This is a genomic window from Betaproteobacteria bacterium (assembly GCA_016713305.1).
Taxonomy (GTDB): Bacteria; Pseudomonadota; Gammaproteobacteria; order Burkholderiales.
The window spans coordinates 183,089-203,861 of the sequence record JADJPK010000009.1 but is presented as its reverse complement, the minus strand read 5'-3'; the positions used below and the strand labels follow the sequence as shown (position 1 = coordinate 203,861).

Below are 20,773 nucleotides of genomic sequence, written 5' to 3'. Positions count from 1 at the left end.
ACCCCGCTCCGATTCGACGTACACCAGTCTATGCAGCCATGAGGCGGTGTTCTGCCGCGATTGGCGTCCGATAGCCGACCGACGAATGCAGTCGCTCTCGATTGTAGAAGCCCTCGATCCAGTTGACGATATCCAGGCGGGCCTGCGCGCGCGTGGGGTAGTGAACTTGGTAGACGCGCTCGACCTTCAGCGTCTTGAAGAAGCTCTCCATCGCCGCATTGTCCCAGCAATTGCCCTTGCCGCTCATCGAGGCCTTCATCCGGAAATCACGAATCAGCGCACGGTAGGGTCTGCTGGCGTATTGACTGCCGCGGTCGGTATGCATGATCAGTCCGGGACCGGGCCTGCGCCGCCAGTACGCCGACTTCAACGCCGCGCACACGAGATCGGCCTTGATCTGTTCGCTCATCGACCAGCCGACAATGCGTCGACTGGCCAGATCCATGACCACTGCCAGGTACAGCGATCCCTCGCTGGCGGCCACGCCGGTGACGTCGGCCGTCCAGGCTTGATTCACTTCCAGCCATCGAATCGGCGTTCCTGCAGATTCGGCGCCACCGGGTGGTCGTGGCTGGAATCCGTCATCACGCGACAGGGCCGACGGTACACTGGGCGCAGCCCTGGCGTCTGACGCTTCTGCGGATGCGTTCTCGGCCCACCGGTATCCCCTGATCGAGCATCTGCCGGTGAATGCGGTCTCATCCGAGCTGCGGCCACTGGCTCCATGAATGGCCGCCACCTGAACACCCAGCCTCTCGTTGGCCCTTGACCGATCGCTCAGCTCCCGTACTCGCCACTGGCAAAAGCCCGGGCGCGAGACATCGAACTGCCGGCACATCCGGCTTACGCTGAACAGGTCGCGATGCGCTTCCATCTAAGCGTACTTCACCGCGACTCCTTCCCAAGTTACGCCGCCGCCTTACTTTCGATTTCGAGGTCCAGCTTCCCACTGGCCAGTTCCCGTCGCAAGTGGCTTACCTCCGCTTCCAAATCGGACATCGGCCGTCGGACAGGCAGGCCCTCGCGCTGTGCTTGTTCGGGCGGACCATCGCGCACTCGCCGAACCCAGTTCGTCACCGTCGACTGTGGAACACCCAATCGCTTAGCTGTTGCATTGCCCCCGATCGAGGCCGCCAACCTGACCGCCTCTTGTTTGAACCCCGCCGTGTACTGCCGATTCGGCACCGCTTCCTTCTTCGTCATTTCGCCCTCCGTTCATCATAAAGTTTCCAACTCTCTTGTGTGCGCGAAACCGGGGCAGGGTCAGGAAGCCGTCACTTGAACTGGTAGAGCCAACGACTGCTGTCATTAGTACCAGTCACTGAAAAGTGCACAGCCTAGTTGGTCGCTTCAGAAGGGCCGATAGCCGTTCAAGTATGCGGTTACCGCATTTGCGGGTGGAGCTCATGTGGCCCCGGGATTCTGCGTGTTTGCTACCCTATTGACTCAGGGAGTGAAACCCATGAACGAAATAATCTGCCCACATTGTGGTAAGGCTTTCAAGATTGATGAGGCCGGCTATGCCCACATCCTCAAACAGGTGCGCGACAGCGATTTCGAGCATCAACTACACGAACGGCTGGAATTGGCCGAGCGTGACAAACAGAGCGCAGTGGAACTCGCCCGTGCCCAGCTGACGGCGGAGTTGCAGAAGCGGGGTGCCGAGAGGGAAGCAGAAATCCAGCGGCTCAAGGCCCACTTGGAGGCAGGGGAGGTGGCCCGCCAGCTGGCCGTGACACAGGCCCTCAACGATGCCGAGAAGCAGAGAGATTCCCTGGCCAGCGAACTGGACAGAGCCCGGCAGGAGACCCAGACGGTCCGACAACTGGCCGAGGCGCAACGCATGGCCGAGTTGCAGAAAACCACCGCCAGCAAAGACAGTGAAATCCAGGGACTGAAAGCCCGGCTGGCTGAGGTGGAACTGTCGCAGAAGCTAGCGATCACCGAGGCACTCGGCACCGTCGAGAAACAGCGCGACGAACTGCAAGCCAGTCTTGCTCAGGCTCGCCTGGAAAAGCATCTGGGCGAGCAGTCACTCAAAGAGCGTTACGAGGTTCAGATCAAGGACCGAGACGACACCATTGAACGCCTGCGCGACATGAAGGTGCGTCTGTCCACCAAGATGGTGGGCGAAACGCTGGAGCAGCACTGCGAGACCGAGTTCAATCGCATTCGCGCAACCGCCTTCCCGCGCGCCTACTTTGAGAAGGACAACGACGCCAGCACTGGCAGCAAGGGTGACTACATCTTCCGCGACGCTGATGAGTCGGGCACAGAAATCGTGTCGATCATGTTCGAGATGAAGAACGAGAGCGATGCGACGGCCACCAAGAAGCGCAATGAGGACTTCTTTAAAGAGCTGGACAAGGACCGAACGGAGAAGGGCTGCGAGTACGCGGTGCTGGTCTCCCTTCTGGAACCCGACAGCGAGCTCTACAACACGGGCATCGTCGACGTGTTTCACCGGCATCCGAAGATGTACGTGGTGCGGCCGCAGTTTTTCATTCCCATCATCACGCTGCTGCGCAACGCTGCGATGAACGCCGTCAAGTACAAGACGGAACTGGCCCTGGTGAAGGCCCAGAACATCGACATCACCAACTTCGAGAGCCAGCTGGAGACCTTCAAGAGCGCCTTCGCACGCAACTACGATCTGGCCACGGGACACTTCCAAAAGGCGATTGCGGAGATCGACAAGTCCATCGACCATCTGCAGAAAACCAAAGACGCCCTGCTGGGAGCTGATCGCAACCTACGATTGGCGAATGACAAAGCCCAGGACGTGACCATCAAGAAGCTGACTAAGGGCAACCCGACCATGGCTGCCAAGTTCGCAGAACTCAAGAGTCACGGCCTCTCGACTGAGGAGTGAACGCCCAAGCTAGCTGACTGCGTAGAATCGAGCATGACCTGCCTCCATCGCAGCGGCGGGCAAGCGGAGGACATTTGATGTCGGTTAGCGTGCACAACCCGGACCAGTACATGGTCAGCCTGCGCCAAGTCATCGCGCAGGGTCGAAAGCGGATCGGTCTGTTGATCGGTGCAGGCGCGCCAGCGGGGATCTTCCCGCCAGGCAGCACAGCCCCCCTCATCCCAGCAGTTGCCGGGCTGACCACAATGGTCATGGACGCCCTGAAGAAGGACTATGAAACGCCTTTGGCTGCAGTGGTCGCCGAACTCGATAACCCAAACATCGAGACGATCCTCTCGCGTGTTCGCACTCTCGGGTCGGTGCTGGGCAAGATGGAAATTCACGGCCTGGACGGCGCCGGGTTCAAGAAGCTGAGCGAGTCGATTTGCGACCAGATCGGGCAGATCGTCAACAAACCGCTGCACGATGGCCCGTCACCGTACACGGAGTTCGTGTCCTGGATCAGCGGCACGCCACGTGAACACGCAGTGGAGGTCTACACCACGAACTACGACCTGCTCTTCGAGCAGGCCTTCGAGCGGCTGCGTGTGCCCTTTTTCGATGGCTTTAGCGGATCGAGCGAGCCGTTTTTTGATCCTTCGACGGTAGCTGGAAATGACCTCCCAGCTCGTTGGACCCGGCTGTGGAAGCTGCACGGGTCTCTCGGCTGGTCGGCAAACGCGCGGGAAGAAGTCGTACGCTCGGGCAAAACCAACACTACGCACCTGGTGTTCCCAGAGCACCTGAAATATGACCAGACGCAGAAGGCCCCCTACGCCGCCCTGTTCGACAGGCTCCGGGCCTTCCTCATGACTCCAGATACCCTGCTGATTGCGACCGGCTTTTCTTTCGCTGACGCGCACATCTCCGCTCGAATTGATGAGTGTTTGGCCGCCAACCCGTCGGCGAGCGTGTTTGCCTTTCAGTTCAAGCCTCTCGATCAGGAGCCTTATGCGGCTGAGATCGCGGCCAGGCGAGCCAACATGAGCTTGTATTGCCCAGACAAGGCTGTGATCAATGGAATTGCCGCCCCGTGGGTTCCCGGCGACCTACCCACCCGCGACTGGGGTGCCATCCGCGCCACCTACTGGGGCACCGATCCGGTGACGAATGTAAAGCGATTTGAGCTAGGTCGCTTTGACCGCTTGGCGCGCTTTTTCGCATCATCACGAGCCAGCCAGCAGCACCAGCCCCCGCCTCCTCCGAGCGACCCTGGCGCTGCGCCGGCAGCCCCTGCAGACGCCCCGCAGCCGCCAGTCGCATGAACAACAAGCCGACCTTGCTGGGCCACGTCGGTGCCGTTACCGGCGCGGCGATCAGCGTCCGCCTTTCGCCAAATGTCGCATCAGGCATCGCCATCATCGGCGGCAAGAGCTACCGCATCGGTCAAGTCGGCAGCTTCGTTCGGATACCGCAGGGATATCACGACCTGTACGGGATCGTTGCCGAAGTTGGCGCAAATGCGGCGCCGACATCGCCACAAGGCCAGCCCGAAGTGAGCGATCGATGGATGACCATCCAACTGGTCGGCGAGATCGTTGGCACCTCCTTTGAGCGAGGCATTAGCCAGTACCCGAACGTCCGTGACGAGGTTCACCTAGTCACCGAAGAAGACCTGGCGGTGATCTACGGTACCCAGGACGGCGGTCAAGTGCTGATTGGTCGATTGGCAAGCGCTGAAGGAATACCGGTACGGATCGACCTCGACAAGCTCGTGACTCGCCATAGTGCAGTGCTCGGCTCGACCGGCGCGGGCAAGTCAACCACGGTATCCAGCCTCTTGCGGTCGATCGCATTGGGTGGCGATGCGGAAGCCGCACCGGGGTTTCCGAGCGCGCGCATCCTTCTGCTCGACATCCACGGGGAGTATGGACGGGCGCTGGAGTCGGTATCGACAGTCTTCAGGATCAATCCCAACGCCGGCGCTGGTGAACTGCCGCTGCATATCCCGTTCTGGGCACTTGACCCGGCTGAGTTGCTGGCTTTCCTAATGGGCAAGCTAGACGACAAACAGCTCACGCAGATCCTCGACAGGATCATGGACTACAAGGTCAAGGCGGTGAGCGCTCAGCCGGTTCTGGGTCTAGACGTCAATTCCATGACCGCCGACAGCCCGAGTCCTTACAGCTTGAAAAAGCTGTGGTCCGAGCTCCTAGATCCCGAAATCAGGACTTGGCTGGACCAGCAGAAGACGCAACCGGCGCTGGATGAGGTCGGCGACCCAGAAACGCTCAAAGCACCCAAGTACCGCCCTCACGGGGCCGGCTCCGCCGCCCCCTTCATCAACCAGGTCGGAGTCTTGGGCATACGCCGACAGCTGGACCAAATGCGGTCCCGCCTGCTCGATCGGCAATACGACTTTCTGCTTCACCCCGGCGACTGGGATCCGGACCTCAACAGCCAATCGCTGAAGGGGCTGCCAGAGCTTCTCGAGGCTTGGCTTGGGCATAGCAAGCCCATCACAATCCTCGACCTGTCCGGCATCCCTAGCCCGGTCGTGGCTCGACTCATCGGCGCGATCCTGAGGATCATTTACGAGGGTCTCTTCTGGGGACGAGACAAGAGCGAAGGTGGGATCGCTCGGCCGCTGCTGGTGGTCATGGAAGAAGCGCACCGATACCTATCAAAGGACGCCGACGGGCCTGCCCGCGATATGGTGCAGCGGATCGTTAAGGAAGGTCGCAAGTTCGGCATCGGAGCAATGGTCGTCAGCCAGCGCCCATCGGAAGTCGATGACACCATCCTCTCTCAATGCGGTACGTTCATTGCTCTGCGCCTGTCCAACTCAGCCGACCGGACGAAGGTACAGGCATCCCTACCTGACAACTTGGCTGGTGTGATTGACAGCTTGCCCGTCCTGCGCGTCGGTGAAGCCGTCATCACCGGCGAGGCGGCTCGCCTGCCTATTCGCTGCCGCATCACGCTACCGCGCGAGGAGCACCGCCCCAACAGCGAGGACCCCGCCGTCGCCAAGCGATGGATGGTAGACCGACTCCCAGAAGACTACGGTCGGCTCGCCGCGTCTTGGCGGGCCCAGAGCCCGATCTGGACCACGCTGCGAGTCATCTGCACGAAGCTACCCCAACAGGAGATTGAAGCAATGGAACGTGAACTGGTGGTCTCATCGAATGTTGTTTCGATCGGATATGAGCCAACGACCAGCACCCTTGAAGTCGAGTTCAAGAATGGGGTCTATCAGTACTACAACGTGCCTGACGCGATATACGAGCAGCTGATGGCGGCTGGATCAAAGGGGCAATTTATAAACACCTACATCAAACCCGCATACCCATGCTCGCGAGTTTGACCCACGCAAGCACCAAGACTTCCGAGACGTAGGGTGGCCTGTGCGTAAGCACCTTCCACTATCGTCGGCTGCAATCGATGGCCCTGGCGGTCGCTTGAGCCGTCCGGTACCTTCTGACGCCGCTCGTCAGGCCTTTGCTTTAGGGCAGCCTTGATCCGCACCGCCGGAAAGCGGTTGTCCAGGTCGCCGTCTGACATGCGCAAGACGCTATCGACAGCCCCTCGGCCGGATCCAGACCTTCGGCAGGTGGCCCGGTCTAGGCGCCAGTGACAGCTCTCTGTATTTGACTGGCCGGCTGCGCTTCGAGCGCCGGCGACGGCTATCGCTGCAGAGCGGTCTGTGAATTCTGGAGGTTGATGGTATGCCGAGCTGTCCTGCATATTCCGCATGGGTTCTTCCAGTTTCTCTCTCCCCTGATGGGGATCACATCGCCGGCCACGCATGCATTGAGGTAGTCGCTCCAATCCTGCATCGCCCGGGTGCGTGGTTGCACAGCAGGTGCATCTCGTGGTTGTACGAAGCGCTGACCTGGTTGCGTTCCTGGTGCGCTAGATGCAATTCGATGTGCTCGTGTGGCCAGCCCTGTTCGTGCAGCAAGGTGGAGGCAATGCCCCGGCAACCGTGGCCGGTCTACGTCCTGCGTAGCCCATGCGATCCAGGGTGCCCAATATGGTGTTGTTGCTCATGGACTTCTGATGGTCGCGCTCACCCGGGAAGCGCAGGGGCTGTGCCCGATCAAGGTATGCAGGCTTCGAAGCAGGGTCACTGCCTGGGTGGACAGCGGCACCACATGCGGCGTCTTCATCTTCATTCGTGAGGCCGGTATGTCCCAGCGCCCACCGTCGAGGTCAAAGTCTTCGCAGCATGCGCCGATCAGTTCGCTGGTGCGGACAAACGTCATCGCCATGAGCTTGATGGTCACCCGGGTGACGGTGCTGCCGCTATAGGCCTCCATCTTGCGCAGCAGTTCGGGCAGCTCTTTGCCATCCAATCTGGCGTAGTTCTCCTTTTTGCGCGATGCCAGAGCATCGCTCGGACGAATCTCGACGGCCGGGTTGCGTTTCGCCAAGCCGTGGGCGATGGTATATCGAAAGATCTGGGAGCAGGTCTGCAACGAGCGTTTGCCGATGTCGAGGGCAACGCGTTTTTCGATGGTCTTCATCATGGCAACCAGCTCGGGAACCTCGATTTCTGCGACATGGCGCAAGCCAATTGCCGGGAAAACATCTGCCTCCAGGCGGCACCACACATAGACCGTGTGACTGTCGCTGCGCGCGGCGCTCCAACTTTCCCACCACTTCTTGGCCACGGCCGCAAAGGTGTCTTCGACAGCCACACGGCGGGCGATCTTCTCGAACTTGCGGGCAGCCATCGGGTCGGAGCCCGTTGCGAGCTCCTTGCGGGCTTCGTCCACCTTGTCCCTGGCCTGGGCGAGCGAAACGTCTGGGTAAGCGCCGATCGCCATCAGTTTCTCTTTGCCCAGAAACCGATACTTCCAACGCCAGAGCTTGGAACCTGCGGGTGTGAAACAGTAACGAGCGTCGCCCGTCGGCCATCTTGATGGGGGATGCGCCGGGTTTTGTCTTCAGGACTACGGTGTTGGTCAGCGCCACTTTGTGCTCCCAACCTTACCCCGAAGGTGAAATACCCACAGACAGTGGGGTGCGGACCCCCAAAGATTCCCCCAAGAATCCTGGGCTGGCAAAAACCGTTCTGGGACGTCCGGAAACAATAAAGCCCGCGAACACTAGGTGAACCGGGGCTTTCAGGTGTCTTTGGGGAGACGTTTTGGGACGCTCTTAGACAAATCACTGGCGGAGAGGGCGGGATTCGAACCCGCGGTAGGCTCTTAACCTACACACGCTTTCCAGGCGTGCGACTTAAACCGCTCATCCACCTCTCCGCTGTCTTGCTCTTGAACCTCGGCCCGGGAAGGCAGAGGTGGGCGGGCCGGGTGGTTGGCCTGCCGAAGGGCGCGAAGGATAGCTAAGTTGGGTGGGGAAAGGAAGGGTCTCAACCCATCCTCATCCTGTCCTTCTGTTCCACCCCAGGAAGTCTGCGACTTCCTGGGGGCCCCGGACTTGAAGGAGAAGGGACCCTTCGTTTGAAGGGGCCCATTGCTTCTTGCCAGGGGGGCGACTCCTGTGTGCCCCATCCCCCATTTACTTCACCGCCTGCTTAAGCTGCTGCAGGATCGCCGGGTTTTCCAGGGTCGAGACGTCCTGGGTGATCTCTTCGCCCTTGGCCAGGGACCGCAGCAGGCGACGCATGATCTTGCCGGAGCGGGTCTTGGGCAGGTTGTCGCCGAAGCGGATCTCGTCCGGTTTGGCGATGGGGCCGATCTCCTGGCCCACCCAGTTGCGCAGGGTGTTGGCGATCTCCTGGGCGGCGTGGCCTTCGGGGCGGGTGCCCTTAAGCACCACGAAGGCGACCACGGCCTCGCCCTTGATGTCGTGGGGGCGGCCCACCACGGCGGCCTCGGCGACCAGGGGGTTGGCGACGAGTGCGGACTCGATCTCCATGGTGCCCAGGCGGTGGCCGGAGACGTTCAGCACGTCGTCGATGCGGCCCATGATCCAGAAGTAGCCGTCCATGTCGCGGTTGGCGCCATCGCCGGCCAGGTAGTACTTGCCCTTGAAATCCTCGGGGTAGTAGCTCTTCTTGAAGCGATCGGGGTCGCCCCAGATGGTGCGGATCATGGAAGGCCAGGGTTTCTTGATGACGAGGATGCCACCCTTGCCCTTTTCCACGTCCTGGCCCGTCTCGTCGACGATGGCCGCGATGATCCCGGGGAAAGGCAGGGTGCAGGAGCCCGGCTTGAGCGGGGTCACCCCCGGCAGCGGGGTGATCATGTGACCGCCGGTCTCGGTCTGCCACCAGGTGTCCATGATCGGGCAGCGGCCGCCGCCCACGTTGTTGTGGTACCACATCCAGGCTTCCGGATTGATCGGCTCGCCCACGGAGCCGAGCAGGCGCAGGCTGGTGAGGTCGTAGCGCGCGGGGTGCGCGGCCGGGTTGGCTTCGGAGGCCTTGATGAGGGAGCGGATGGCGGTCGGCGCGGTGTAGAAGATGCTGACCTTGTGCTCCTGGATCATCTTCCAGAAGCGGCCGGCGTCGGGGTAAGTGGGCACGCCTTCGAAGACGATCTCGGTGCCGCCGCAGGCCAGCGGGCCGTAGGCGATGTAGGTGTGGCCCGTCACCCAGCCCACGTCGGCCGTGCACCAGAAGATGTCGTCCGGCTTGAGATCGAACGTCCACTTCATGGTGAGCATGGCCTGCAGCAGGTAGCCGGCGCTGGAGTGCTGCACGCCCTTGGGTTTGCCGGTGGAGCCGGACGTGTACAGGATGAACAGCGGGTGCTCGGCTTCCACCCACTCCGGCTCGCAGACGTCCGGCTGGTTGTGGGTCACGTCGTTCCACCACACGTCGCGCGGGGCGTGGAAGTGGACGTCGCTGCCGGTGCGCTTGTAGATCACCACGTGCTTGACGACGTCGCAGCCGCCCATGGCGAAGGCTTCGTCCACGGCCGGCTTGAGGGGGATCTCCTTGCCGCCACGGTACTGGCCGTCGGCGGTGATCACGGCCACCGCGCCGGCGTCCTGGATGCGTTCCTGCAGGCTCTTGGCGGAGAAGCCGCCGAAAACGACGGAGTGCGTGGCGCCGATGCGGGCGCAGGCCTGCATGGCGATGACGGCCTCGATAGACATCGGCATGTAGACCAGCACGCGGTCGGCCTTGCGGATGCCCAGGCGCTTCAGCCCGTTGGCGAACTCGCACACACGGTGGTAGAGCTGCTTGTAGGTGATCTTGGTGACCGACCCGTCGTCGGCCTCGAAGACGATGGCGACCTTGTTGGGCTGGGTGTCCAGGTGCCGGTCGAGGCAGTTGTGGGACACGTTCATCCGGCCGTCCTGGAACCACTTGAAGAACGGCGCGTTGGATTCGTCCAGAGCCTGGGTGAAGGGCTTTTCCCAGAGGAGATTCTCGCGGGCGAGGCGGGCCCAGAATCCGGCGTAGTCGGCCTCGGCCTCGGCGCAGAGCTTCTGGTATTCCTCCATCCCCTTGATGTTCGCCTGGCTCACGAAGCTCTGGGGCGGCTCGAAGACGCGGTTTTCGTGGAGTACGGATTCGATCGTGGACATGCCTGTCTCCGAGTTGGTTTGACGACGTGCGCGCTGACCTCCCTCAGCCGCGGCCCCGAATTATAGGGGGCGGGAGGCCCGGGATTGCCAGTGTTTCCAGGGCTGTCCGAAGCTTCCGCAGGACATGGCCGCGGCATGGCCGGGAGAGGGGGGCGTGGCGTATACTCCAGGGCTTTTCCGCGACGCCCCCGCGCTTGAGTTCCCACATGGCCACCATCGCCCAGGACGACCTGATCGAGAGCGTCGCAGACGCCCTCCAGTTCATCTCCTACTACCACCCCACCGATTACATCCGCGGCCTCACTCGCGCCTACGAGATGGAGCAGTCGCCGGCGGCCAAGGACGCCATGGCGCAGATCCTGATCAACTCGCGCATGTGCGCGGAGGGTCACCGGCCCATGTGCCAGGACACGGGGATCGTCAACGTGTTCCTCAAGGTGGGCATGAACGTCCGCTGGAACGCCACGATGAGCCTGGAAGACATGGTGAACGAAGGCGTGCGGCGAGCCTACACCCACCCGGACAACACGCTGCGGGCGTCGGTGCTCATGGACCCCGCGGGGGCGCGCAAGAACACCAAGGACAACACCCCGGCGGTCATCCACGTGTCGCTCGTGCCGGGCGACACCGTCGAGGTGGAAGTCGCCGCCAAGGGCGGCGGTTCCGAGAACAAGTCGAAGTTCGTGATGCTGAACCCGTCCGATTCCATCGTGGACTGGGTCATGAAGACCGTCCCGACCATGGGCGCGGGCTGGTGCCCCCCCGGCATCCTGGGCCTGGGCATCGGCGGCACCGCCGAGAAGGCGATGCTCATGGCCAAGGAATCGCTGATGGAACCCATCGACATGCCGGAGCTCATTGCCCGCGGACCCAAATCCCGGGTGGAAGAGTTGCGCATCGAGCTGTACGAGAAGGTCAACGCGCTGGGCATCGGCGCCCAGGGCCTGGGCGGCCTGACGACCGTGCTGGACGTCAAGATCAAGGATTACCCCACGCACGCCGCGAGCCTGCCGATCGCGTTGATCCCCAACTGCGCGGCCACGCGGCACGTGCATTTCGTGCTGGATGGCTCCGGCCCGGCCAGGCTCGAACCGCCCTCGCTGGACGATTGGCCCCGGCTCACGTACGACTCGAGCAAGGGCAAGCGGGTGAACCTGGACACGGTCACGCGCGAGGAAGTCGCGAGCTGGCAGCCCGGCGATGTCCTGCTGTTGAACGGCAAGCTGCTCACCGGGCGCGACGCCGCGCACAAGCGCATGGTCGACATGCTGGCCAAGGGCGAGAAGCTGCCCGTGGACTTCACCAACCGCTTCATCTATTACGTGGGCCCGGTGGACCCCGTGCGGGACGAAGTGGTGGGGCCGGCCGGTCCGACGACCGCCACCCGCATGGACAAGTTCACCCGGACCATGCTCGAGAAGACCGGCCTGCTGGGCATGGTCGGCAAGGGCGAGCGGGGGCCGACGGCCATCGACGCTATCCGCGACAACAAGGCGGTGTACCTCATGGCCGTGGGCGGCGCGGCATACCTGGTGTCCAAGGCCATCAAGGGCGCCCGGACCTTGGCGTTCGCCGACCTCGGCATGGAAGCCATCTACGAATTCGACGTGGTGGACATGCCGGTGACGGTGGCGGTGGATTCCAAGGGCACTTCGGTGCACCAGACGGGTCCGAAGGAGTGGCAGGCGCGCATCGGCAAGATTCCGGTGGTGACTGCATAACGACAGCTTTCCGGCTGCCCCGGCAGCCGGCCGCGATCCGAAAAAGGTTGCGTCCGGGCGGTCGGTGTGGCTTGATGATCAACGGCGGGCCTCCCGCATTGCATGGTCGTGAACCTGGTCAGGTCCGGAAGGAAGCAGCCATAACGATTCTCTGCAAGTGCCGGGGTTAGGCTCGCCACCCCATGTCGAGGCGGCGTCCGCGGGAGCGGGCGCCGTCTTCTGAAGGAACCGGCCGGGCATGCCCGCCCGCATTCCCGGTCCGGAGCCCGACCTCCGGCCAACGCCTTGACACTCGATCCATGACGCTCGCCCTGGCCCGCAAATACCGACCGCGCACCTTTGCCGAGGTGGTCGGGCAGGAGCACGTCATCCGGGCACTGGCGCATGCGCTGGAGCAGAACCGGCTGCACCACGCCTACCTGCTGACGGGCACGCGGGGGGTGGGCAAGACCACCATCGCTCGGATCATCGCCAAGTCGCTCAACTGCGAAACCGGCATCACCGCCACGCCCTGCGGCGTGTGCGAGACCTGCAAGGCCATCGACGGCGGGCGGTACGTGGACCTCCTGGAACTGGACGCCGCGTCGAACACCCAGGTGGACAACATGCGCGAGCTGCTGGAGAACGCGCTGTACGCCCCCACGGCCGGACGGTTCAAGGTCTACATCATCGACGAAGTCCACATGCTCTCGAAGTCCGCCTTCAACGCCATGCTGAAGACGCTCGAGGAACCGCCCGCGCACGTCAAATTCGTGCTGGCGACCACCGACCCGCAGAAGATCCCCGTCACGGTGCTGTCGCGCTGTCTGCAGTTCGGGCTGAAGCAGATGACGCCGCAGCAGATCCGCGGCCAGCTCGAGAAAGTCCTGGGGCTGGAGAACGTGGAGGCCGAGGGCGGCGCGCTGGCGCTCATCGCGCGGGCCGCGCACGGCAGCATGCGCGACAGCCTGAGCCTGCTGGACCAGGCCATCGTGCACGGCGCGGGCAAGGTGGAAGAAGCCGGCGTGCGGGACATGCTGGGCATCGTGGATTCGAGCTATCTCTTCACGGTGCTGGAACTGGTGGCGCGGAACGACGGCGCCGGGCTCATGAACCAGGCCGACGCGATGGACGCCCGCGGCCTGTCGTTCGAGACGGCACTGCAGGATCTTGCGAGCCTCCTGCATCGCGTGGCGATGGCCCAGGTGCTGCCGGAGGCGATCCCGGACGACGAACCGGAGCGCGAGCGGCTGTTCGCGCTGGCGGGTGCGCTGAGCCCCGAGGACGTGCAGCTCCACTACCAGATCGCCCTGCGCGGTCGCGCGGACATCTCGCTCGCGCCCGACGAATACGCCGGTTTCACCATGACGCTGCTGCGCATGCTGGCGTTCCGGCCCGATTCGGGCGATGCTGTGGCAGCCGCCACGCCGCAATCGGCCCCGAGACCGGCAAGACCGCCGGTTTCCACGGCGGCGCCGGCGCGCCCGGCCGTGGCGCAGGCGCCTGCGCCGCAGGCTTCTTCCCGGTCCGCATCCGCACCCGCGGCGACGCTGGAACCTGCGCCGCGGTCCGCACCGACCGAACCTGCGCGGGGCAGCGGCACCGGCGCCACCCCCAACAGCGGTGCGGCGCCTGCCGGAGGTTCGGCGCCGGACCTCGACCACCTCGATCGCGATTCCTGGCCGGGCGTCGTCAACGCGCTCAAGCTTGGTGGCATGGCCCGCATGCTCGCGCAGCACTGCGCGCTGAAGTCTCGCGAAGGCGCCCGGTTGCAGCTTGCGGTCCCCGCCGAGCACAAGCATCTGCTGGAACAGGGTTACCGCGACAAGTTCGCCACCGTGCTGCAGGAGCGCTTTCCCGGTGTGCGCGTGGAATTCGTGCTGGGCGAGCCGGATGACGGCGATGGCACGCTGGCCGTCCGCGTGGCGAAGGACCAGGAAGCCCGGCAGCGCGGCGCGGTGGAAGCCATCGACGCCGATCCTTTCGTGCGCGATCTCGTCGAGAACTTCGACGCGCGCCTGGTCGACGGGTCCGTGCGGCCCGTCTGACCCCCTCCAATCACGCAACCTCTCGGGAGAGACGGATGATCAACAAGGGACAACTCGCCGGGCCTCATGCGCCAGGCGCAGCAGATGCAGGAAAACATGAAGAAGGCGCAGGAAGAGCTCGCCACCATCGAGGTGGAGGGCCAGGCGGGCGCCGGGCTGGTGAAGATCACCATGACCTGCCGTCACGACGTCAAGCGCGTGTCCATCGACCAGAGCCTGATGGGGGACGACAAGGAGATGCTGGAAGACCTCGTGGCCGCGGCCATGAACGACGCCGTGCGCCGCGCGGAAGCCACCACGCAGGAAAAGATGGGTGCTCTCACGGGCGCCATGGGTCTGCCCGCGGGAATGAAGCTGCCGTTCTGACGAACGCGCGGCTCGCCCATTCATGAAGACGCCGTCCACGCTGCAGGGGTTGATCGACGCCCTGCGCGTGCTGCCGGGCGTGGGGCCCAAGTCGGCCCAGCGCATCGCGTATCAGCTGCTGGAGCACGAGCGGGACGGCGCGCTGCGCCTGGCCCATGCGCTGGAAACGGCCGTGCAGCAGGTGCGCCACTGCGAGCAGTGCAACACGTTCACGGAACAGACGCTTTGCGAGGTATGCGCCTCGCCGCGCCGTGACGCGACGCTGCTGTGCGTGGTGGAAACGCCGGCGGACCAGTTGCGCATGGAACAGACGCAGACGTACTCGGGGCTCTATTACGTGCTGCTCGGCCGGCTCTCGCCGCTCGACGGCATCGGGCCGCGCGAACTGCATCTGGACAGGCTCATGAAACGGGCGGTGAACGGGGTGGTGCAGGAAGTGATTCTCGCGACGAACTTCACGGCCGAAGGCGAAGCCACGGCGCATTACGTGAGCGAGTCGCTGCGCGCGCGCGGCTTGCGGGTGTCGCGCATTGCGCGCGGGCTGCCGGTGGGCGGCGAACTGGAGTTCGTCGACAGCGGCACGCTCGCACAGGCGTTCATTGAAAGAAGGCAGGTGGGTTGATGGCGGAGCAGCGTCGCAGGTCCTCGAACAAGCCGTCGTCCCGCAGCGGGGCGGGCACGGGCACGGGCACCAAGCCGCCGCCACGTCCCGGCACCCGGCGCGAAGACAAGCCGGTGCCCAACCGCCGCACTGCCAGCGACAGGAACGCCCGGCCGGTGCATCGGGATGAGGACCGCAAGCCCGGTCCACGAGGCGAAACGGAAGGACGCGGCGCCGGTGCACGAAGTGGTTCGCAGTCGCGCAGCCCCGGTGCGCGCGGCGGCGGGGAAGATCGCGCTACGGGGCCGCGTGGCACGGGCGAGGGCCGCGGCGGACCGGGTGCTCGGGCCGGCGGCGAAGGCCGCAGCAGCGGCACGGGCGGCCGGGCAGGCAGTGCAGAACGTGGCGGCCCGGGTGTTCGCGGGGCGGGGGAAGGCCGCAGCGGGCCAGCCCCTCGTGCCGGCAGCCAGGGACGAGGAGGCCCGGGGGCTCGAAGCGAGAGAGCGAAGGGCGCAGTGGTCCCGGCGCTCGTGGCAGCGGTGAGGGGCGAGGATCCGCCACTCGCGGACCCGCGGTTCCGGGGCGCAAACCCGCTGTCCGCAATGGCGGCGAGGGCCGCAAGCCCGGATTGCATGGTGGGCCCGACACGCGCGATCGCGCGCCGATTCCCGAAGTGCCGGTGGTGCCGGTGTCCCGGCGCAGCCCGTCGGTCTCCAGACACGTACCGCCGCCGCCCCCGCCGGCTTCGACCGATGGTCAGTCGCAGAAGCTGCAGAAGGTGCTCGCTCAGGCGGGCCTGGGTTCGCGGCGCGAGATGGAAGAGCTGATCTCCACCGGCAAGGTGCTGGTGAACGGCCTGCCCGCAACACTGGGCATGAGGGTGAACCCGGACGATCTGGTCAAGGTCGGACGGCGGCAGCTGCGCTTCAAGCTGTCGCCGCGCCTGCCGCGCGTGATCATCTATCACAAGCCGGAAGGCGAGATCGTGTCGCGCGACGACCCGGACAAGCGCGCCAGCGTGTTCGACCGCCTGCCGGTCATCCGCAGCGGCAAGTGGCTCGCCATCGGCCGGCTGGATTTCAACACCTGCGGCCTGCTCATCTTCACGACCTCCGGCGAACTCGCCAACCGCATGACGCATCCGCGCTTCGAGGTCGAACGCGAGTACGCCGTGCGGATCATGGGCGAACTCACGCAGGAGCAGGGCAAGGAACTGTTGAGCGGCGTGGAACTCACCGACGGCACGGCGCGATTCGACGTGCTGGAAGACCAGGGCGGGCAGGGGCGCAACCACTGGTACCGGGTGGTCGTGCGCGAAGGCCGTAACCGGCTCGTGCGCAGGATGTTCGAGCACTTCGGCTTCACGGTGAGCCGCCTCATGCGCGTGCGCTTCGGCATCGTGAACCTGCCGCCGCGGCTGAAGCGCGGCCAGCACCTGGAACTCACGGAAGCGCAGACGCGCAGCGTGCTGGAATGGCTGGCGTCGGCCCGCAAGCTGGCGGGCGAGGACGCCGACGAGGCCGACGACGCACCGCTGCCGGCGCCGCCACCGCCTTCGCGCGTCAGGGCGCCACGAAGACCCGCAGGAAGGAGGCGCTGAAGTTGCCATTGGGATTGGAGAACGTCGTGACGGACACTCCGCCCGCGGTCACCGCCAGACCCACGCCGTTGGGGCCCGTCAGCCCCACCTGATACTGCGCACTGCCGACGCACGAAGGCGAGCAGGCCACCGTCTGCGCGCCCGAAACAAAGTCCCCCATGTTGGCCGGTGGCGGATTGCCGAAGACCTGGGGGGCGATCATGTTGGTGAACGCGACGGTGTGTATCGCGCTGGTCGAAGGTTCCGGAAACGCCATGGCCATGCTCAGCTTGGCCTGCGCATTGGTGAAGTCGATGGTGAGCGCGGCGCTCTGGATGCTTCCCACGGAGACCGCGCCGCCCAGACCGGGGTAGTAGGCGACCGGCGCAGGCCCGTGGTGGATCGAGTAGTTGACGACCCCGCTCACGGGCAGGCTCTGCCCCGAACCGCCTCCCACGCCGTTGGCCGTGCCGAACAGCAGCGGAAGACCGTTGATCACGCCCTGCGGGGTCTGGATGGTCGCGTTGTTCCAGCGTCCCCAGGTGAGCACCTGGTTGCCGCTCGCGATCTGGCCGCGGTCCGAGATCTGCGCGAGGATGACCCCGCCGGTCATCGTTCCGAACAGGAAACCCGTCAGATTGTTGCCGCTGTCGTAGACGCCGCCGGTATCTGCGAACTGCAGGATGTAGCCGGTCGCGACGGCGGCATAGGGATAGGCGAACACGTATCCGTCCGCGGGCGGCAGCAGCGCGGGCGTACCCGTGCTCGCCAGATTCTCGGTGGTCAGGGGCGGCAGCGTTCCGGTCAGTGTGGCGAGCGGCTGCCCGATGAGCGGCCCGCCCGCCGTCGGCAGGGGGGACGTGGGAAGCGGCGCTGGCTGCGTCGTGATGGTGCCCGGCGCGGGGGCGGTCGGATCGGTGGTGGGCGGGGGGGCACTCGGGTCCCCGCTCGTGGTACCGGCGGGAGGGGGTGCGCCCGCCGAGGTCCCCGCGGGTCGCGGCGCAGCGGCAGACGCGCTGCCATCAGCCGTGCCGGCGGCGCGCTGGCCCTGACCCTGGTTCTGCTGACCTTGTCCTTGTCCTTGTCCCTGACCTTGTCCTTGTCCTTGCCCCTGTCCTTGCCCCTGTCCTTGTCCCTGGCCTTGGCCTTGCGCCTGTTCCTGCTCCCGGTTCGCCGAGTCTTCGCGCCGGTTGGGCCCGCGCCGCTGACCTTCGAGCCGGTCAGCCAGGAACGCCGGAGGCGACAGGAGCCGCTGGAACTGGGATTCGGGACTGGAGGCAAAGAACGTGTCGCCCGCGCGGAAGGCCGATTCTCCGGTCTGATTGGTGGCGACCACCTGCCCGTTGGTCACGTTGCCGTACAGGCCGTCGGCCGCCTGCGCCCCGTTGTCGTGGCGGCATCCGCCGCCTTCGCAAAGCGCGAGCGAATAGGCGGTGCCCCGGATGCCGATGGTCGCGACGGCGGTGCCGACCCGGTACGCGGGCTTGTTGATGCGGCCGATCAGCCCGGTCACGGTCCGGAAACCGCCCTTCAGCAGGCGGAACACGGCGCTTTCTGAACCGTCCGTGCGGCCCTCGAAGACGTACTTCTGCAATGAAAGTGCGGAGTCCGGCTTGAGGGCGATCACGCTCTCGTCGGTGAGGCGCACCTGCAGATTGCTGTCCTTGCCGGTACGCAGCAGGTCCTGGCTCTGCACTTCGGAACCCGCGACGAGGCGCACGACCCGTGCGCCGCGGATCGCCGTGGTGTCACCGGCGGCGAGCAGCACGCGGCCCGCGGCAGCGGCCCAGACCGGGGTGGACGACAACGCGCTCAGGCACAGGGCGGCAGCCGCCGCGAAGAGAAAGGTCCGGCCCAGGGGACTCATGGCGTTTCGTAGCGCACCTTGACGGCGGCCACGTTGCGGTTGAAGTCGTACAGTTCGATGTTCGAGCGGTTGCGCGCGGCGGTCAGTTCCAGGCGCACGCTCCATTGCTTGTCCAGGGCGTAACTGGAACCGGCATCCAGCGCGTAGTACCAGTCGCTGCGACGCCGGGCGAGGAACGCGTCGGCTTCGAGATATTCGCTGTTCTGCAGCGAGGCGGTGGCGAAGAAGGTGACGCGATCCTGCGGGGATGCCGTGAGGCCCAGGCGTGCGCCGGACAGGGTGCGTCCCAGGTCGTCGCGGTTGCGGCGGTTGGCTTCCACGCCGAAGGTGAGCCCGCCCTGGGCGACCACGTTCCACGCGCCGCCGAGCGCCTGGCGCACCCCCGCACCGATGGTGAAGATATCGGCATCCCGCGCTTCGTTGCTCCCGGTATAGCCGAGCTGTGCCCACTGGACCAGCGCGCTCCATGTCCGGGTGGGGGAGGTCTGCCGGTGCCACTCGCCGGAGACGCTGCCGACGTCCCGGTAGCGGGTGTTGTCGAGCGTGAGACTGCCGAACGCCGCGGTCAGCCGCAGCAGATCCTTCTCGCCCAGGCGGCTGACTCCGCCGCTGGCCGTGAGGCTGCGCAGATCGAACGCGTCCTGCGTCAGGTGATTCTTGGTGTCGGCCGAACCGCCGAAGAACACGGACCAGCCGGGAGCCACGGGAATGGACCACTGCGCGCCCGCGGCTGCGGCAAGAAAACCGTTGTCCGCCTTCACACCGCTGTCCTGCACGATCACCTGTCCGAAGGGCAGCGAGATGTTGCCGTTGCTCACGCCGCCGTTCACGTTGGAGTCGTAGCCCGCGCCGGCTTCGGCGAAAAAGCGGACGGCGGTGCGGTAACGCGACTCGCGGGCGCGGATCGCATCGAGGTACTTGCGGATGTTCGCGCGGACGCCTTCGGGCGGATTCGTCGCGAGCACGCGGTCGAACTCCTCCCTGGCGCGCTGATCCTCCTGCATGAGGAAATACCCACGCGCCAGTTCCAGCCGGGCGGCCTGGTCGTTGGGATACGTGATGACGTAGCGCTCCAGCGCCAGCGTGCCCTCACCGGCATGACCGGAATCGATCGCGGCCAGACCGTAGAAGTAGTCGAAGGTCGGTTCGCCGAGCTGGTCCGGATAGCGGCGGCCACGTTCGTAGGCGTCCTTGAACATGCCCCGCTGGACCAGCGCCTTCACTTCGTCGACGGGACGCGCCTGCGGCCACGCCGTCGCCGTCGAGAGCATCCACAGGGCGAGGCTGCACCACGGCACCTTCCCGAGCCGGAGTCCCGACGGACGCAGGGGGTTCATGAGAGTTGTTCGCGCGTGAGCAGGAAGACGAATTCGTGGCCGGCGTGGGTCTCGAGCCAGGTGAAGGGGAGGTCGGGAAATGCCGCTTCCAGCGCTGCCTGGTTATGGCCGATTTCTACGACAAGAACGCCGCCGGGCTTGAGCCTGCCGGGGGCCTCCTCGATCAAACGGCGCACGAGATCCAGGCCGTCGCTGCCGCCCGCCAGCGCCAGGGACGGCTCCTTGCGGTACTCGGGAGGCAGGGCTTCCATGGAGGGTTGGTCCACGTAGGGCGGGTTCGAGACGATGACGTCGTAGGTACGGGGCGGGACCGAGGCGAACAGGTCGGACGCGTGCAACGCGATTCTTTCCTGCAGCCCGTAGTCGGCTACGTTGTGCCGGGCGACGTCGAGCGCGCTGGGGGAGATGTCCACGCCCTCCACACGAGCCGCGGGGAACGCGTGCGCCAGCAGGATCGCCAGGCAACCCGAGCCGGTGCACATGTCCAGCGCGTCGGTGACCTGCTCCGGATCGGCGACCCAGGGGGCGAGCCCTTCGCCGAGCAGGTCCGCAATGAACGAACGCGGGATCAGCACGCGCTCGTCCACGCGGAACGAGAACTCGCCCAGCCACGCTTCGCCGGTCAGATAGGGAGAAGGCACGCGTTCCAGCACGCGCCGGCGGAAGAGATCGAGAATCATCTTGCGTTCGCCGCGCAGCAGGCTGGCGCCGAGGTGATCGTCCAGCGTGCCGGGCGGCAGGTGCAGCGCCCAGGCGATGAGATAGCCGGCTTCGGTGCGGGCGTCGGGAAATCCGTGGCCGAAGAACACCTGGTGGGACTGCAGCTGGGTGACGCCGAAGCGCAGCAGGTCGCGGATCGTACGCAGCTCGGCGACGGCGGCGTCGTAGGGAAAATCCGGGACGGCCGCCGCCATG

General features: G+C 65.1%; 12 protein-coding genes, 1 tRNA gene, 1 other RNA gene and 3 pseudogenes. 10 read left to right on the top strand and 7 right to left on the bottom strand.

Annotated features, from left to right (window positions below):
* Positions 1–28 precede the first annotated feature (28 nt).
* Positions 29–1,203: pseudogene (locus tag IPK20_13200) on the bottom strand (IS3 family transposase).
* Between the two features lie 259 nt (positions 1,204–1,462).
* On the opposite strand from IPK20_13200, the gene IPK20_13195 reads away from it, so the two are divergent.
* The 3 genes from IPK20_13195 (at position 1,463) to IPK20_13185 (ending at position 6,218) form a co-directional block, all read left to right on the top strand.
* Complete coding sequence (locus tag IPK20_13195; GenBank protein ID MBK8017566.1) at positions 1,463–2,872, top strand: DUF2130 domain-containing protein; 1,410 nt, start codon at positions 1,463–1,465, stop codon at positions 2,870–2,872.
* Positions 2,873–2,949: 77 nt separating this feature from the next.
* A complete protein-coding gene (locus tag IPK20_13190) occupies positions 2,950–4,176 on the top strand; it encodes an SIR2 family protein (protein MBK8017565.1) in 1,227 nt (408 codons plus the stop codon).
* A complete protein-coding gene (locus IPK20_13185) occupies positions 4,173–6,218 on the top strand; it encodes a DUF853 family protein (protein ID MBK8017564.1) in 2,046 nt (681 codons plus the stop codon). Before IPK20_13190 ends, IPK20_13185 begins: the two co-directional genes overlap by 4 nt.
* Positions 6,219–6,537: 319 nt before the next feature.
* Here the strand turns inward: IPK20_13185 and IPK20_13180 are convergent.
* The 3 genes and pseudogenes from IPK20_13180 to acs all read right to left on the bottom strand — a co-directional run bounded on the left by IPK20_13180 (position 6,538) and on the right by acs (position 10,360).
* A pseudogene (locus tag IPK20_13180) lies at positions 6,538–7,831 on the bottom strand (tyrosine-type recombinase/integrase).
* Between the two features lie 199 nt (positions 7,832–8,030).
* Positions 8,031–8,121: transfer RNA gene (locus IPK20_13175), tRNA-Ser, on the bottom strand.
* 259 nt (positions 8,122–8,380) lie between these two features.
* Complete coding sequence (gene acs / locus IPK20_13170; GenBank protein MBK8017563.1) at positions 8,381–10,360, bottom strand: acetate--CoA ligase; 1,980 nt, start codon at positions 10,358–10,360, stop codon at positions 8,381–8,383.
* 206 nt (positions 10,361–10,566) lie between these two features.
* On the opposite strand from acs, the gene IPK20_13165 reads away from it, so the two are divergent.
* From IPK20_13165 to IPK20_13135, 7 genes and pseudogenes are all read left to right on the top strand, one after another.
* Complete coding sequence (locus IPK20_13165; GenBank protein MBK8017562.1) at positions 10,567–12,081, top strand: fumarate hydratase; 1,515 nt, start codon at positions 10,567–10,569, stop codon at positions 12,079–12,081.
* 83 nt (positions 12,082–12,164) lie between these two features.
* An RNA gene (gene ffs, locus IPK20_13160) (signal recognition particle sRNA small type) lies at positions 12,165–12,261 on the top strand.
* Positions 12,262–12,380: 119 nt separating this feature from the next.
* Complete coding sequence (gene dnaX, locus IPK20_13155) at positions 12,381–14,108, top strand: DNA polymerase III subunit gamma/tau (GenBank protein ID MBK8017561.1); 1,728 nt, start codon at positions 12,381–12,383, stop codon at positions 14,106–14,108.
* A 66-nt stretch (positions 14,109–14,174) separates the two neighbouring features.
* Complete coding sequence (locus tag IPK20_13150) at positions 14,175–14,474, top strand: YbaB/EbfC family nucleoid-associated protein (GenBank protein MBK8017560.1); 300 nt, start codon at positions 14,175–14,177, stop codon at positions 14,472–14,474.
* Between the two features lie 22 nt (positions 14,475–14,496).
* Positions 14,497–15,096 (top strand): recombination protein RecR, encoded by a 600-nt coding sequence (recR, locus tag IPK20_13145; protein ID MBK8017559.1) that lies wholly within the window; start codon positions 14,497–14,499, stop codon positions 15,094–15,096.
* A gap of 165 nt (positions 15,097–15,261) precedes the next feature.
* On the top strand, positions 15,262–15,618 hold the full coding sequence (locus IPK20_13140) for a hypothetical protein (protein MBK8017558.1): 357 nt from the start codon (positions 15,262–15,264) through the stop codon (positions 15,616–15,618).
* Positions 15,551–16,675: pseudogene (locus IPK20_13135) on the top strand (rRNA pseudouridine synthase). The gene IPK20_13140 and the pseudogene IPK20_13135 overlap by 68 nt, the downstream one beginning before the upstream one ends.
* Here the strand turns inward: IPK20_13135 and IPK20_13130 are convergent.
* The 3 genes from IPK20_13130 to prmB are packed head-to-tail and all read right to left on the bottom strand — an operon-like array spanning position 16,638 to position 20,772.
* Positions 16,638–18,521, bottom strand: coding sequence for a FecR domain-containing protein (locus IPK20_13130; GenBank protein ID MBK8017557.1), 1,884 nt, complete (start codon positions 18,519–18,521; stop codon positions 16,638–16,640). The pseudogene IPK20_13135 and the gene IPK20_13130 sit on opposite strands and share 38 nt — an antisense overlap.
* Entirely contained in the window at positions 18,518–19,858 is a 1,341-nt protein-coding gene (locus IPK20_13125; GenBank protein ID MBK8017556.1) for a DUF560 domain-containing protein, read from the bottom strand. The genes IPK20_13130 and IPK20_13125 overlap by 4 nt, the downstream gene beginning before the upstream one ends.
* Complete coding sequence (gene prmB, locus IPK20_13120) at positions 19,855–20,772, bottom strand: 50S ribosomal protein L3 N(5)-glutamine methyltransferase (protein ID MBK8017555.1); 918 nt, start codon at positions 20,770–20,772, stop codon at positions 19,855–19,857. Before prmB ends, IPK20_13125 begins: the two co-directional genes overlap by 4 nt.
* Position 20,773: the final 1 nt, after the last annotated feature.

Coding starts and splice junctions, on each gene's coding strand:
- acs (MBK8017563.1), bottom strand. CDS start 10,360: ATGTCCACGATCGAATCCGTACTCCACGAAAACCGCGTCTTCGAGCCG.
- dnaX (MBK8017561.1), top strand. CDS start 12,381: ATGACGCTCGCCCTGGCCCGCAAATACCGACCGCGCACCTTTGCCGAG.
- IPK20_13150 (MBK8017560.1), top strand. CDS start 14,175: ATGCGCCAGGCGCAGCAGATGCAGGAAAACATGAAGAAGGCGCAGGAA.
- IPK20_13140 (MBK8017558.1), top strand. CDS start 15,262: ATGAGGACCGCAAGCCCGGTCCACGAGGCGAAACGGAAGGACGCGGCG.
- prmB (MBK8017555.1), bottom strand. CDS start 20,772: ATGGCGGCGGCCGTCCCGGATTTTCCCTACGACGCCGCCGTCGCCGAG.
- IPK20_13165 (MBK8017562.1), top strand. CDS start 10,567: ATGGCCACCATCGCCCAGGACGACCTGATCGAGAGCGTCGCAGACGCC.
- IPK20_13130 (MBK8017557.1), bottom strand. CDS start 18,521: ATGAGTCCCCTGGGCCGGACCTTTCTCTTCGCGGCGGCTGCCGCCCTG.
- IPK20_13125 (MBK8017556.1), bottom strand. CDS start 19,858: ATGAACCCCCTGCGTCCGTCGGGACTCCGGCTCGGGAAGGTGCCGTGG.
- recR (MBK8017559.1), top strand. CDS start 14,497: ATGAAGACGCCGTCCACGCTGCAGGGGTTGATCGACGCCCTGCGCGTG.
- IPK20_13185 (MBK8017564.1), top strand. CDS start 4,173: ATGAACAACAAGCCGACCTTGCTGGGCCACGTCGGTGCCGTTACCGGC.
- IPK20_13195 (MBK8017566.1), top strand. CDS start 1,463: ATGAACGAAATAATCTGCCCACATTGTGGTAAGGCTTTCAAGATTGAT.
- IPK20_13190 (MBK8017565.1), top strand. CDS start 2,950: ATGTCGGTTAGCGTGCACAACCCGGACCAGTACATGGTCAGCCTGCGC.